General features: G+C 73.2%; 12 protein-coding genes. 8 read left to right on the top strand and 4 right to left on the bottom strand.

Annotated features, from left to right (window positions below; translation table 11 throughout):
- Positions 1-137 precede the first annotated feature (137 nt).
- Both ACFVXE_RS29555 and ACFVXE_RS29550 read right to left on the bottom strand, forming a co-directional pair.
- The gene (locus ACFVXE_RS29555) at positions 138-3,344 is read right to left on the bottom strand and encodes a sacsin N-terminal ATP-binding-like domain-containing protein (RefSeq protein WP_389675771.1); all 3,207 of its coding nucleotides are present in this window, start codon (positions 3,342-3,344) and stop codon (positions 138-140) included.
- 278 nt (positions 3,345-3,622) lie between these two features.
- On the bottom strand, positions 3,623-4,555 hold the full coding sequence (locus ACFVXE_RS29550) for a DUF3027 domain-containing protein (protein WP_389675717.1): 933 nt from the start codon (positions 4,553-4,555) through the stop codon (positions 3,623-3,625).
- Between the two features lie 462 nt (positions 4,556-5,017).
- On the opposite strand from ACFVXE_RS29550, the gene ACFVXE_RS29545 reads away from it, so the two are divergent.
- From ACFVXE_RS29545 to ACFVXE_RS29530, 4 genes are read left to right on the top strand one after another with little or no spacing between them, the layout of a single operon-like run.
- A complete protein-coding gene (locus ACFVXE_RS29545) occupies positions 5,018-6,436 on the top strand; it encodes an MFS transporter (protein WP_389675715.1) in 1,419 nt (472 codons plus the stop codon).
- 27 nt (positions 6,437-6,463) lie between these two features.
- Entirely contained in the window at positions 6,464-6,946 is a 483-nt protein-coding gene (locus ACFVXE_RS29540) for a DUF2771 domain-containing protein (RefSeq protein ID WP_389675714.1), read from the top strand.
- A gap of 29 nt (positions 6,947-6,975) precedes the next feature.
- A complete protein-coding gene (locus ACFVXE_RS29535) occupies positions 6,976-7,683 on the top strand; it encodes a futalosine hydrolase (protein WP_389675712.1) in 708 nt (235 codons plus the stop codon).
- Positions 7,667-8,524, top strand: coding sequence for a 1,4-dihydroxy-6-naphthoate synthase (locus tag ACFVXE_RS29530; protein WP_389675710.1), 858 nt, complete (start codon positions 7,667-7,669; stop codon positions 8,522-8,524). Before ACFVXE_RS29535 ends, ACFVXE_RS29530 begins: the two co-directional genes overlap by 17 nt.
- 48 nt (positions 8,525-8,572) lie before the next feature.
- Here ACFVXE_RS29530 and ACFVXE_RS29525 read toward each other — a convergent pair whose 3' ends face one another.
- A complete protein-coding gene (locus tag ACFVXE_RS29525; protein ID WP_389675708.1) occupies positions 8,573-8,956 on the bottom strand; it encodes a cold-shock protein in 384 nt (127 codons plus the stop codon).
- A gap of 199 nt (positions 8,957-9,155) precedes the next feature.
- On the opposite strand from ACFVXE_RS29525, the gene ACFVXE_RS29520 reads away from it, so the two are divergent.
- Positions 9,156-9,389: a hypothetical protein gene (locus ACFVXE_RS29520; RefSeq protein WP_389675707.1), complete on the top strand. Its 234-nt coding sequence runs from the start codon at positions 9,156-9,158 to the stop codon at positions 9,387-9,389.
- A 15-nt stretch (positions 9,390-9,404) separates the two neighbouring features.
- Here ACFVXE_RS29520 and ACFVXE_RS29515 read toward each other — a convergent pair whose 3' ends face one another.
- A complete protein-coding gene (locus ACFVXE_RS29515) occupies positions 9,405-10,016 on the bottom strand; it encodes an HAD family hydrolase (RefSeq protein ID WP_389675705.1) in 612 nt (203 codons plus the stop codon).
- A 114-nt stretch (positions 10,017-10,130) separates the two neighbouring features.
- Between ACFVXE_RS29515 and ACFVXE_RS29510 the strand changes: the two genes are divergently transcribed.
- The 3 genes from ACFVXE_RS29510 to ACFVXE_RS29500 are packed head-to-tail and all read left to right on the top strand — an operon-like array spanning position 10,131 to position 13,089.
- Entirely contained in the window at positions 10,131-11,141 is a 1,011-nt protein-coding gene (locus ACFVXE_RS29510; protein WP_389675704.1) for a FecCD family ABC transporter permease, read from the top strand.
- Positions 11,138-12,208 carry a FecCD family ABC transporter permease gene (locus tag ACFVXE_RS29505; RefSeq protein WP_389675702.1) on the top strand — a complete coding sequence of 357 codons (1,071 nt, stop codon included), beginning with the start codon at positions 11,138-11,140 and terminating at the stop codon, positions 12,206-12,208. Before ACFVXE_RS29510 ends, ACFVXE_RS29505 begins: the two co-directional genes overlap by 4 nt.
- The gene (locus ACFVXE_RS29500) at positions 12,205-13,089 is read left to right on the top strand and encodes an ABC transporter ATP-binding protein (RefSeq protein WP_389675700.1); all 885 of its coding nucleotides are present in this window, start codon (positions 12,205-12,207) and stop codon (positions 13,087-13,089) included. The genes ACFVXE_RS29505 and ACFVXE_RS29500 overlap by 4 nt, the downstream gene beginning before the upstream one ends.
- Positions 13,090-13,379: the final 290 nt, after the last annotated feature.

Below are 13,379 nucleotides of genomic sequence, written 5' to 3'. Positions count from 1 at the left end.
TCCAAGATCGTCTGTGGAGCCTGGTGGCTCCACATACGAGACGATCGGGACGTGTGAACGGTTGTGCGCCTCGTGGGGATAATTTGCGAATACGTGACCGGCCCCTGGCACGGGTGCGCCGCACCGCTCCCCGGCCCTCAGTCGAACCAGCGGTCCCGGGCCAGTTCCTCCGTGCGCGAGGGGTCCTGCAGCAGCGCCGCGACCTCGAAACGGCGCGGCCACTGGCCCGCCGCCCACGCCAGACCCGCCGCGACACCCTCCAGCGTCGAGGCGTGGACGGTGCCGTCCGGGGTGCGGCGCCAGTCGAGTTCGACGCCGCCCGCACGGAGTTCACCGTGCTCGACGTAGGTCTCCGGGGTCCCGGCACCGAGCAGGATCCGTACCGGATCCGGCACCCGGTGCTCCTCGCCGTCCGTCGTCACCGCCGCCTCGACGGTCTCGCCGAGCCGCCGCACCTGGAAGAGTTCGGCCAGTTCGGCGGCGCACGCCGGGGCCACCGGCAGGAGCGGCAGCCCGTCGCAGAGCTGCAGCAGATCGGGGGCGTCCGCGATCACCGCGTCCGCCGCGTCGACGACCCGCACCTCACCGTCGACCACGGCCCGCAGTTCGTCGGGGAGCGTGACCTGCTCCGGGTCCAGATCGGCGAGGGCCGTGTACAGCTCGTGGAGTTGTCCGGAGCCGACCGGGCGCTGCTCGTCGGCGAGCCGGCCCAGGAGCTCCGACGCACCGCCCGGCTCGTCCAGCAGGGCCGCGACGGATGTCCGTACGCCGAGGGCGCGCAGCACCTGGGCGTCGTCGAAACCGGTCGCGTCGGCGGAGTCGTAGAGCCCGGACAGCCGCGGGTCGCCGCCCGCCGCCCGCAGGCCCGCCGGGCGGCGGCCGTCGAGTACCGGGTGGTCGCGCAGCCACCACGCCGTGTAGGGGCGCACGGAACGGGTCGTACCGTCCGGGAGCAGCACCCGCACCGGCTGGGTCAGTGCGTCACGCAGCGGCGGCCGGGAGAGCAGGGCGAGCGCCTGCGGCCACGCGTCGTCGTCGACCAGGTCGAGGTCGCGCACGGCGACGATCTCGGTGGCGACCGGCGGCACCGGGGTGTCCGGCAGCTGGTCGAGCACGTCCTCGCACCACACGTCGACGGCGTCGAGCAGTCCCGCGTCGTCGGGTTCGGCGAAATCGCCCTCGCGGGGCTCCAGTTCATCGGGGTCGAGGACGACGTCGGTGGCCCGGACGAGCGCGAAGGTGGCGAGCACCCCGCAGGCGGTCAGCGGCTGCTCGCCCCAGCGGTCGGTCAGCTCCTCGTCGCAGAGGGCGAGTTCGCCGTCCCGCATGATGCGGGCGAACGGACTCCCCGGGAGGACGAGTTCACCGGCGGGCGCGGGTTCCCCGTCCTCGTCCAGGAGGGCGAGCGCGCCGAGCCAGGGTTCGTCACCGGGTGCCAGGTCGGCGTCCCGGACGAGCGTCAGGACGGTCTCGGCGAGCTCCTCGCCGTCCAGCGCGTCCTCGTCCCACACCTCACCGGCGTCCAGCGAACCGGCGACGGCGGCGCGTACCTGCGGAGTCGTCAGCACGGCGCGCGGGGTGGCGGGCAGGGCACCCAGCTTCTCCAGGAGCGGATGGGCGGCGTCCGGATGCGCGACCTTCAGGCCGAGCCGGGCCAGCCGGTCCAGGACCGGTCCGGTGAGGGCGTCGGGGAGCGGGAGGAGGACCTGACGGGGGCCGACGGTGGTACGCGGAGGTGCGGTCCCCTCCGGGCTTCCCGCCACGCCCTGCGCCGTTCCGGCCAACGGGACCGGGAGTCCGGAGAGCCGGTCCGGGTCGACGCCGGACAGGCTCTCGTACAGCCGCCGCCACCAGGCGGGTTCGCGCTCCAGACCGGCGAGCCGGTCGATCGCCTCGGTCAGCGGGACCCGGGCGACACCGAGGGTGCGCAGTTCGCTGCGGCGCTCAAGTCCCGCGGGCAGCAGGCACGGCAGCACCTCGGCGAGCACCTGCACGGTCCCGGCGCCGACGCCCTCCAGCACCTCCGCCTCGATCGGCCGCAGCGCGGTGGTGGCCTCGCGGGCGTTCTCCGCCTCCGCGTCCCAGGCGTCCCACCGGTCCGGTTCGGCCGCGGCGTCGCGCGGGGCGGCGGGCTCCAGGAACGCGACGCGCGGCAGCCGTTCCAGGATCGCGCCGCGCAGCGCACCGTCCAGTTCGCTCCTGCCGAGCGGTCCCGGCACCAGGTCGATGGTGGCGACGGACACCGGACGCCAGTCGGCGAGCAGTTCGGCGTACGCGTCGGCCGCGCGCTGCACCAGGAAGTCGGTGAGCGGGCCGGGCGCGGGGTGGCGGCGGGTGGTGTCGAGCGGCAGCGACGCGATGAGCAGGGCGGGGACGCCGAGCGGTTCGTCGGTCGGGGTCGGCGCGTGGACGACGGGAGCGGTACGCGGATACACCGGCGCCCCTTCCCCGTCCACGGGCACCGCCCAGGTCACCGACCAGTGCGGGCGCAGCCGTTCCTCCAGCGGGCGGTCGGCGAGCAGGGCGGGCTCGATCGGCCCGTGGTGGGCGACGGTGCGCCAGCGGTTCGTGCCGTGCGCGGAGTCCTCGACATGCGTGTACGGACCGTGCTGGGACCGGCGCAGGGTCCGTACGCCGTCGGGGGTGTCGACGACGATCTCGTCGAGCCCGGTCAGCGTCAGGAGCAGCGCGTCGTCGACGGCGGCGAGCAGCCGGCCGACGAGGTCCTCGGCGACGCCGTCGCGCAGCGGCAGCACGACGACGGTGTCGTACCCGTCGGGTGCGGTGCCCTCGGCGGGCAGCGGGAGACGCAGCAGCGGTACGTGGCCGTCGCGGCGGCGGAGCTCGTCCCCGAGTCCGGGGCTGCCGACGGCCGCCACGTTCGCGAGGTCGCGTGCCTCGGCGAGGGACCAGCGGACGCCGCCGTGCCGGCCGATGACCGCGGGCTCGTCGCTGACCGCGAGGACGGCGGCGAACCCGACGCCGAACCGGCCGACGGCGGACTCGTGGCCCTCCCGCTTGGCGGACGCGCGGAGCGTGCTGAGCGATTCGACACCGGTGGCGTCGAGCGGGGCGCCGGTGTTCGCGGCGGCGAGGACGGCACCCCCGGTGGTGCCGGGGTACAGGGTGAGGCGGAGCCGGCCGGGTACGCCCGCGCGGGCGGCGGCGTCGGCGGCGTTCTGGGCCAGCTCGACGACGAGGCGGTCGCGGTAGCCGCCGAGCGCGAGGTCCTCCTCGGCGTTGGCGTCCTCGCGGAACCGGGCCGGACCGGCGCCCCAGGCATCGAGCACCCCGCGCCGCAGCCGTGCCGTCCCGAACGGATCGGCCCCCTCGGTCGCATTCATGCTCACGCTCTGACTCCGCTCTGTCCGGTGACGCGCTTACCCGTGTGCGGCGGGGTGCGCGTGCGTGCACCCGTGCCGCCAGTGTGCGCCCGAAGGTACCGCGAGCGGAAAGCACGTGCGGCACGCCCATGCGGCACGCTTCGTCCTCGATCGCCGGACAGGAGTGAAATGCCCGCCCGGGCAACGGCCACCCGGGGGCGGACGGCCGGCGCGGCCCGGCGGAGCGCGCCGGGAAACGGCCCGCGGGTGCCGAGGCACCCGCGGACGTACGGCCGGGGTCAGGAGTGGCCGAGGTCCTCGGTTCCGTCCGTCTCCGTCGGGACCGACCCGCTGTCCCGCGCCGGACGCAGCGGGTACTCGTCCACCTGCATCGTGTCCAGGGCGTGCGGCGCCGGCCTGGGCGGCTTCGGCATCACCGCGGCCTCCGAGTGCCCACCGCATCCGTACGACAGCGAGACCACCCGTCCGTCCGCCGGACCGAACTCGTTCGCGCACACCCCGAAGGCCTGCCGCAGCGACCCGGCGAGCGGCACCAGGAACGCACACGTGTCGCAGTTCGCCGGGGCCGCCTGGGCCATCGGCGTCTTCGGACCGAACGCCTCTTCCCACCGGTCGGCCGCCGCGTGCAGCCCGTACCGGGACAGCACCCGGGCCCGCCGCATCCCGAGCTCGTCCGCGACCGCCGCGATCGAGCCACGGTGCGTCGTCTCCGGGCGCGTCGTCAGCTCCGCGTCCTCGGCGTCGACGAGGTCGGCCAGCTCCTCCGACATCTCGGAGGCCACCGAGTTCGGCAGCGGCTCGTCCTCACCGGTGTACCCGGGCTCCAGGCGCAGGTCCTCCGCCTCGGTGGGCAGCAGGTCGCCGGGCCCCATGTCGCCGGGCCGCAGCCGCTCGCTCCACGGCACCCACTCGGGCGCGAGCAGCGCGTCGGTCCCCGGCAGCAGCACCGCCTCGTCGAGCGTGACGTTCTTGGCGCGGGAGGCCCTGGCGACCGTCACCGCCCAGCGCCAGCCCCGGTAACCGGCTTCCTTGCACTCGAAATAGTGCGTGACGACCCGGTCTCCCTCGGAGACCGTCGCCACGTGCTCACCGACCACCCCCGGCGCGGCCACTTCCTCGGCCGCCGAGCGTGCGAGGTCTACCGCCTCGGCGCACAGACGGTCGGGGGCAGGGGTACGGGCAGTACGGCTTCGCGTCGTAGCAGCACTCACAGGTCTCGCTTCTCTCCATACGCCGTCTCACGAGCGCGCCAGCAGATCAATCGATTTCGGCCATAACGGTTGCGGGCGGAGCGGACCTGAGGGCCGCGTCGACGTCCACACCCGTTGTGACTGCCTCGGGCACGCCTTCTGCAACCCATTCTGCGGGATCGCCGAGAGGCGCGCGGCCAAGAACAACCGCCGGTGACGCGCTACGCACGCTACCCTCTCCGCCGCTCCCCGCCCACCTGCCCGTCCCAAACAAGGCCGTATCCGCTGCCGTGTCCGTGCCGGGACGGTCGCGGGAACGGTCGTGTCCGGATCCCGGCGGACCCGGGAACGGCCGTGCCGGGCCCGGGCGGACACCGGAACGGCCTGGTCGGCGGGGCTCCGCACTGACCCGACAGGGCGGCGCGCACCACGCCCCGCACCGTTCTCGGTTCGTTACCCCTGTGGCTGGGGCACTATGTCGAGGTGGCTTCCGCCCGGTCGCACGAAGGATCCGGCCCGCTCCGCAGGACGGGCCGGTCGATCGGTCATGCCTTGCACACGCCGTTCACCGGCACCGCGAAAGGCATCCGCAAGGCGACGCACGCCCACGGCGCCGGTGAGTCCGGGCTCGGCAAACTGATCGAGCTGCATGCCGTGAACGGCGCGGGCGACGTGATGGTCACGGTCGCGCTCGCCTCCACGGTGTTCTTCTCCGTGCCGACGGACGAGGCCCGCGGCCGCGTCGCGCTCTACCTCGCCGTCACGATGGCGCCGTTCACGCTGCTCGCCCCCGTCATCGGTCCGCTCCTGGACCGCCTGCCGCACGGCCGCCGCGCCGCGATGGCGGGCGCCATGCTGGCCCGGGCGCTGCTGGCGCTCACCATGTCGGGCGCGGTCGCCACCGGCGGCCTGGAGCTGTACCCGGCGGCGCTGGGCGTACTGGTCGCCTCGAAGGCGTACGGGGTGGTGCGCAGCGCCGTGGTGCCGCGCCTGCTGCCACCCGGCTTCTCCCTGGTGAAGGCGAATTCACGGGTCACCCTGGCCGGGCTCCTGGCCACCGGTGTGGCGGCACCGATCGGAGCCGGGCTGCAGACCGTCGGACCGCCCTGGCCGCTCTACGGCGCCTGCGTGATCTTCATCGGGGGCACCGTCCTCGCCTTCACCCTGCCGCGGAAGGTCGACTCGGCGAAGGGCGAACGCCGGGCCCGGCTGGTCGAGCCGCACAGCCATCAGCCGTCCGGCAGCCCGGGCCGCGCCTCCTCCAGGGGCAGGCCATGGAGGAACAACGGGGAGAAGGAGAAGCGGCCCGGGCTGCGGACCGTCGGACCCTCCGTCCTGCACGGGCTCCAGGCCAACGCCGCGCACCGCGCCCTCTCCGGCTTCCTGATCTTCTTCCTGGCGTTCCTGCTGCGGGTGCACCCCCTCGCCGGGCAGAGCGCCGCCATCTCGCTCGGCATCGTCGGCGTCGCGGCCGGGGTCGGCAACGCCCTCGGTACGGCGATGGGCTCCTGGCTCCGGGCCCGCGGCCCGGAGGTGATCATCGCCTCGGTGCTGGGCCTGGCGCTCGGTGTCGCCGTCCTCGCCGCAGCCCTCTTCTCCACTCTGATGGTCGCCGCGCTCAGCGCGGTGGCCGGATTCACCCAGGCGCTCTCGAAACTGTCGCTGGACGCGATGATCCAGCGCGACGTGCCCGAGGAGGTGCGCACCTCGGCGTTCGCCCGGTCCGAGACGCTGCTCCAGATGTCCTGGGTGATCGGCGGCGGCATCGGCATCGCGCTCCCCCTCAACGGCGTACTGGGCATGTGGGTCGCCGCGGGCATCCTCGCCCTCGGCGCCGCAGCCTCCGTACGGGGTCTGCTCAGGGCCGCACGGCGCGGCTCGCCGCACCCCCGCGTGGCGTGAGCGGAAGCGACCGATAGCCTTCGGCCCATGACCGTTGCGTTCTTCTCCGGTAAGGGCCGTCGAATCGGCGTCGCTCTTGGTGCCGTGTCCGCGGGACTCCTTGTCCTGTCCGCCTGCGACAAGCCGACGCCGCTCGCCACCGTGACGGTCGGCGACGACTCGGTGAGTGTCCAGGCAACCTGCTACAACGACGGCGACGCCATCAAGGAGTCGCTGATCCAGGGCTGCCTGAACAACAAGAAGGCGGAGCACACCGTCAAGGTCGCGATGGACGACAAGGTCCGCTTCGGCGTCGACCCGGGGATCGCGGACAACGGCTGGACCCTCTTCATCAACGGCCAGCAGGCCGAGCAGGAGCCGTACAAGAGGACCTACCGGTCCATCCCGGGCAGCGCCTTCTTCTCCAGCCAGACCGGTACGGCCACGAACAAGACCCAGGTCAGCATCGTGGAGACCAAGGGCAAGAAGCTCACCGGCATCTGGCACTTCAACTTCGAGAAGACCAGCTGACCCCCTCCCGCCCCCGGAGGAACCCCCTCGTGCGCGTGCTCGTCGTGACCGCTGTCCCGGTGGAACGGGACGCGGTCACGCGTGCGTTCACGGACCGGCCGGAGGTCCGCGAGGTGCCCGGCGCCGAGCTGCACCGTGCCGGCCCCGTCGATGTCCTCGCGGGCGGCGCGGGCCCGGCCGCCGCGGCCGCCGCGGCCGGGGTCGCCCTGGCCTCGGGTGCCGGGACGGAGCCGTACGCACTGGTCGTCTCCGCCGGTATCGGCGGCGGGTTCGCACCCGTCGCCCCCCTCGGCTCCCTCGTCGTGGCGGGCGCGATCGTCGCCGCCGACCTGGGCGCCGAGACCCCCGGCGGATTCGTGCCCGTCACCGCCCTGGGCTTCGGCCGGGACCGCTTCGTACCGCCACCCGCACTGGTACGGGACGTGGCCGCCGCCACCGGCGCGGTCACCGGCGACGTCCTGACCGTCTCCACCGTGACCGGCAGCGCCGAACGCACCGCCGCGCTGCTGTCCGCCCACCCGCACGCCGCCGCCGAGGCCATGGAGGGCTTCGGCGTCGCAGAGGCCGCCGAACGGCTGCGCGTACCCGTGCTGGAGATCCGGGCCGTGTCGAACGCCGTCGGCCCGCGCGACCGGGACGCCTGGCGCATCGGCGACGCGCTGACCGCACTCACCGGGGCGTTCGGGAAGCTCACCCCCGTACTGGAAGGTTGGACCCACCATGACCGAATCGACTGACGGCACCGTGAGGATCGCCTTCTCGCCGTGCCCGAACGACACCTTCGTCTTCGACGCCTGGGCGCACGGCAGGGTCCCCGGGGCGCCCGCCCTCGATGTCACGTTCGCCGACATCGACATCACCAACGGCATGGCCGAGCGTGGTGAGCTCGACGTGCTGAAGGTGTCGTACGCGGTACTGCCCTGGGTCCTGGAGGAGTACGCGCTGCTGCCCTGCGGCGGGGCTCTGGGCCGCGGCTGCGGGCCGCTCGTCCTGACGAAGGAGCCGGGCGCGGACCTGACGGGGAAGACCGTCGCCGTGCCGAGCGAGCGCTCCACCGCGTATCTGCTGTTCCGGCTCTGGGCCGCTGACGTCCTGCCGGGCGACGTCGGCGAGATCGTCGTCATGCCGTTCGACGAGATCATGCCCGCCGTGCGGGACGGGAAGGTGGACGCCGGTCTCGTCATCCACGAGGCGCGCTTCACGTACCAGAACTACGGACTGCACAACCTCGCCGACATGGGCGTGCACTGGGAGGCGACGACCGGGCTGCCGATCCCGCTCGGCGCGATCATCGCCAAGCGTTCGCTGGGTGCCGAGAAGCTGAACCTGCTGGCCGATTCCATCCGCACCTCGGTGCGGATGGCCTGGGACGACCCGCGGGCCTCGGCGCCGTACGTGCTGCAGCACGCCCAGGAGATGGACCCGTCGGTCGCGAACCAGCACATCGGGCTGTACGTGAACGAGTTCACCGCCGACCTCGGCGAGAACGGCTATGCGGCGGTCCGCGGGCTGCTCACGCGCGCGGCGGCCGAGGGGCTGGTGCCGCCCCTCGGCCCGGACGCGCTGTCGTTCGCGTGACGCCGCCCTCCAATCGCAGGTCGGTCCGACCTCCGCGGAGGGGGACGGTCACACGTCGAGCTGGTCGGCGACTGCGCGCAGCAGTCCGCCGATCTGCTTGCCGGCCGCCCGGTCGGGGTACCGGCCGCGCTCCAGCATCGGCGTGATGTTCTCCAGCAGGGTCGTCAGGTCCTGCACGATGGACGCGAGTTCATCCGGTTTGCGGCGCTGCGCGGCCGCAACGGAAGGGGTCGGGTCGAGGATCGCCACCGAGAGCGCCTGGTCACCGCGTTGACCCGCGACGACGCCGAATTCGACACGCTGGCCGGGCTTGAGAGCTTCGACTCCGTCAGGGAGCACCGACGAGTGCACGAACACATCCGCACCGTCGTCGCGGGAAAGGAAGCCGAAGCCCTTCTCGCTGTTGAACCATTTGACCTTGCCAGTCGGCAAAGCACGCACCCCATCTCAAACCGTAAGCCGTAACCAAGCCTCAGCAGGTCAGGCCGTCCAGTGGTCGTGCTCCCCTGCTGGCAGAAGCCTCCACAGGTGCAGTACCCCTCGTCAAGCCTGGTCATCCGGACTCTGGCCGAAACGCCGCTCACTCCGGGTGGAGGGCCGCTCGCGCCGGGTCGGCAACTACCCTGGCGGGGTGAGTACTACTCCTTCTGGCGCAGGTGACCGGCTCGTCCGCGTCGGTGCGATCGTCTTCTTCGTCGGGGCGCTGGCCACGGTGGTCACCGTCGCCCCGCTGTTCCTCGGGACCGACCCGTTCCCGCCCGTCGCCTACGCGGTGTGCATGCTGATGGGCGTGGGCTTCCTGATCGCCGCGGCGGGGGTGGTGCGGTCCGCGTGGGCGGCCTCCGCACGGCGGGCCGCACGGTGACGGGACGGATCCCGGTCACCCGTAGGTACGCAGCCAGGCCGGGAAGAGTGTGAGGTCCGGCAGGACGACGTCCGCGCCCGCCGCCCGCAGCTCGTCCGCGTCGCACGGGCCGGTCGCGACCGCCACCGACAGCGCCTCGGCGGTACGGGCGCCGCGCACGTCCCCGGTGTGGTCGCCGACGTAGACGTGCGCGCCGTGCTTCCGCAGCGCCAGCGCCTTGCCCTCCGCCCAGAGGCCGCCGACGAGCACGTCGGGTTCGATCCCCAGGTGCGTCAGATGGAGCCTGGCGTTCGGCTCGTACTTGGCCGTGACGACGAGCGTCCGGCCGCCCCGCTCGCGTATCGCCTCGATGGACTCCCGGGCACCGGGGAGCGCGGTGGTCCCCGTGATCGCGTATGTGGGATAGATCTCCCGGTAGCGGTCGGCCACGGCGGCCACCGAAGCCGCCGGGAACCAGTTGACCAGCTCGTCCTCCAGCGGCGGACCGAGCCTGCTGACGACCAGGTCGACATCGATCGAGGTCCCCGTCTCCGCGGAGAGTGCCTGGTAGGCGGCCTTGATGCCGGGCCGGGAGTCGATGAGCGTCATATCGAGGTCGAAACCGACCGTCAGAGGGTGCGAAGCCATGGCATCCATTGTGCCGAGCCGCCGAACCGCCCCCTCGCCGTCCGGCGCCCGACAGGCCCCACCTAGACTTAGCCAAGCCTTACCTAGGCTCTTCCAGCCTGCCGATTGGGTCCGATGCAAACCGCCGCACCTCGCCGCCACAGACGCGCCCTCGCGACGGCGGCGGCCGTCGCGGCGCTGCTGGTGGCCGTCCTGCTCAGCCTGGCCGTGGGGGCGCGGACCATCGCGCCGTCCGCGGTCCTCGACGCCCTGCTGCACGGCGGGCACTCCGACGCCGCCGAAGTGATCCGGCAGATGCGGGTGCCGCGCACCCTCATCGGGCTGATGGTCGGCGCGGCGCTGGCCCTCGCGGGCACGGTGCTCCAGGGCATCACCCGTAACCCCATCGCCGACCCCGGCATCCTCGGCATCAGCCAGGGCGCCTCGGTGGGCGTGGTGCTCGCCATCGCGTACGCGGGTGTCCACACGCTGACGGGGTACGTCTGGTTCGCGTTCGCCGGCGCGGCGATCGCCTCCGTCGCCGTGTACGCGATCGCGTCCCGCGGACGGGGCGGGGCGACACCCGTGAAACTCGCGCTGGGCGGCGCCGCCATCAACGCGCTGCTGGTGTCGATGACGATGGCGGTACTGACGACGAAGGCGTCGGCGCTCGACGAGTTCCGTTTCTGGCAGGTCGGTTCGATCGCCGGACGCGAAACCGACGTGGCCCAGCGGATCTGGCCGTTCCTGCTGGTCGGCACGGTGCTCGTGCTGTCGGTCGCACGGGGTCTGGACGCGCTGGCACTGGGCGAGGACGTGGCGAAGGGGCTGGGGCAGAAGGTCGCCACGGTGCGGATCGTCGGCGGTGTCGGGGCCACGGTGCTGACCGGCGTCGGCGTGGCCGCGGCCGGCCCGATCGCGTTCATCGGCCTGGCCGTCCCGCACATCGCCCGTGCGATCGTCGGCAGCGACCACCGGTGGGTACTGCCGATGGCGGCGCTGATCGGCCCGGTGATGCTGCTCGTCTCGGACGTCGTGGGCCGGATCGTCTTCCCGCCCAGCGAGGTCCCGGCGGGTGTGATGACGGCACTGATCGGGGTGCCGTTCCTGGTCACCCTGGTACGCCGGAAGGCGGTGCCCGCATGAGCGGCACGGTCACCCGGGTCAGGCCCGCCGGATACGGCGTCGTCCGGATCGGGGCGCGCGGCCGGTTCCTGCTGCACCGGCGGGCGGCAGTCGTCGCGGCGGTCCTCGCGGTGCTGCTGGCCGCCGTCTGCGTCGCGTACCTCTGCGTCGGCGAGAGCTTCGTGGCGCCCACCGAGGTCGTGAAGGTGATCCTCGGACAGCCGTCGCGGAACGAACTGGTCGTCGGCACGCTGCGGCTGCCCCGCATGGTCGTCGGACTGCTCGTCGGCACGGCCTTCGGGATCGCCGGCGCGCTGATCCAGACGGTGGCCCGCAATCCGCTGGCCAGCCCCGACATCATCGGCATCAGCCAGGGCGCGGGCGCCCTCACGGTCGGCGCGATGACCTTCGGCGTCACCTCGTACACCGTCCTGCCGTACCTGTCGGTCATCGGCGGGATCGCCGCGGCCGCACTGGTGTACGCCTTCGCGTGGCGCGGCGGGCTGCACGCCACCCGGTTCGTCCTCATCGGCATCGGCTTCGCCATCGCGCTGCGGTCCGTCACCACCCTGTTCCTGACGAAGGGCGACTACCTCGTCGCTCAGCAGGCGCAGATCTGGATGACCGGATCCCTCAACGGCCGCGGCTGGAACGAGGTGGCGCCGATCGGCTGGACGCTGGTGGTCCTGACCCCGGCCGTCCTGTGGGCGGCCCGCGCCCAGCGGACCGTGGCGATGGACGACGACACGGCGACGGCCCTCGGAGTCCGGCTCTCCCGGGTACGGCTCGGGCTCGTCGCGCTCGGCGTGGTGCTGGCGTCCGTGGCCACGGGAACGGCCGGACCGGTCGACTTCGTGGCGCTGCTCGCCCCGCAGATCGCCCGCCGGATGACCCGTACCGCCCAGATTCCGCTGCTCTGCTCGGCTCTGCTCGGCGCGGTGATCGTCGTCTTCGGCGATCTGCTGGCGCGCAGGCTCTTCTCACCCACCGAGCTGCCGGTGGGTGTGCTGACGGCGGCGGTCGGCGCCCCGTACCTGATCTGGCTGATCATCCGCGGCCACGGTGGCCGCAATGGAGGCAAGGCATGAGCTCGACCCGTACGTCCGACGCCGTCGCCGAGGGCACGGCCGGCCGGCTCACCGCACGCGGACTGACCCTCGCCTACGAGGACCGCACGGTCGTCCACGAGCTGGACCTCACCGTCCCCGACGGCCGGGTGACGGTCATCGTCGGCCCGAACGCCTGCGGCAAATCGACCACCCTGCGCGCCCTGGGACGGCTGCTGAAGCCGCGCGGCGGAGCGGTTCTCCTCGACGGCACGGAGCTGTCCCGGATCCCGACCAGGCAGATCGCCCAGGCGATAGGTCTGCTGCCGCAGACCCCGGTCGCCCCCGAGGCGATCACCGTCTCCGACCTCGTCGCCCGCGGCCGTCAGCCGCATCAGCACTGGTGGCAGCAGTGGTCGGAGGAGGACGAGCGGGCGGTGACCGACGCGATGGAGCGCACGGACATCACGACGCTGGGCGACCGGTCGGTGGACGAACTCTCCGGCGGGCAGCGGCAGCGGGTCTGGATCGCGATGGCACTGGCCCAGGAGACGGATCTGCTGCTGCTCGACGAGCCGACGACGTACCTCGACATCTCGCACCAGGTGGAGGTCCTCGACCTGGTGCGGCAGCTCGCCGCCCCGGCACCGGACGGCACCCGCGGCCGCACGGTCGTCACGGTGCTCCACGACCTCAACCAGGCCGCGCGGTACGCGGACCACCTGGTCGCGATGAAGGCGGGCCGGATCGTCGCCGAGGGCAGCCCCGAGGACATCGTCACGGCCGAACTCGTACGCGAGGTCTTCGGCCTGGAAGCGGTGATCGTTCCGGACCCGGTGACGGGTTCCCCCCTGGTGGTACCAGGGGCACCGTGGTCCCCTCCGGGGCGGGGCGCGTCGTTCCCTCCGGGGCGGGGCGCCTGATTCCTCGCCCCGGTCCGGGGTGACCCGTTCCGTCCTCAATCGCCGGACGGGCTTGGTTTTGTTGCCCGGCAACGGATCGGGGCGCGGCCGCCCGCCGGTGGGGTGGGTGCGGCCCCTCCGGGGCGTCTCCTCGGGACCGGCGCGGAAGCCCGCACCGCGGCGGAGCCCGGCACGTACGCCGGCCCCTGCGGGGACTCCCCTGCACGGCCCCACCCACACCTCGACCGCGCCCGCGGCCCGGCGACACTCACCGCACCCGCGAGACGGCCGGTCCGGGGCCGTGCAGGGGC

Source organism: Streptomyces sp. NPDC058231, from assembly GCF_042882275.1.
Classification (GTDB): Bacteria; Actinomycetota; Actinomycetes; order Streptomycetales; family Streptomycetaceae; genus Streptomyces.
This window is presented reverse-complemented; position numbering and strand designations above follow the sequence as displayed.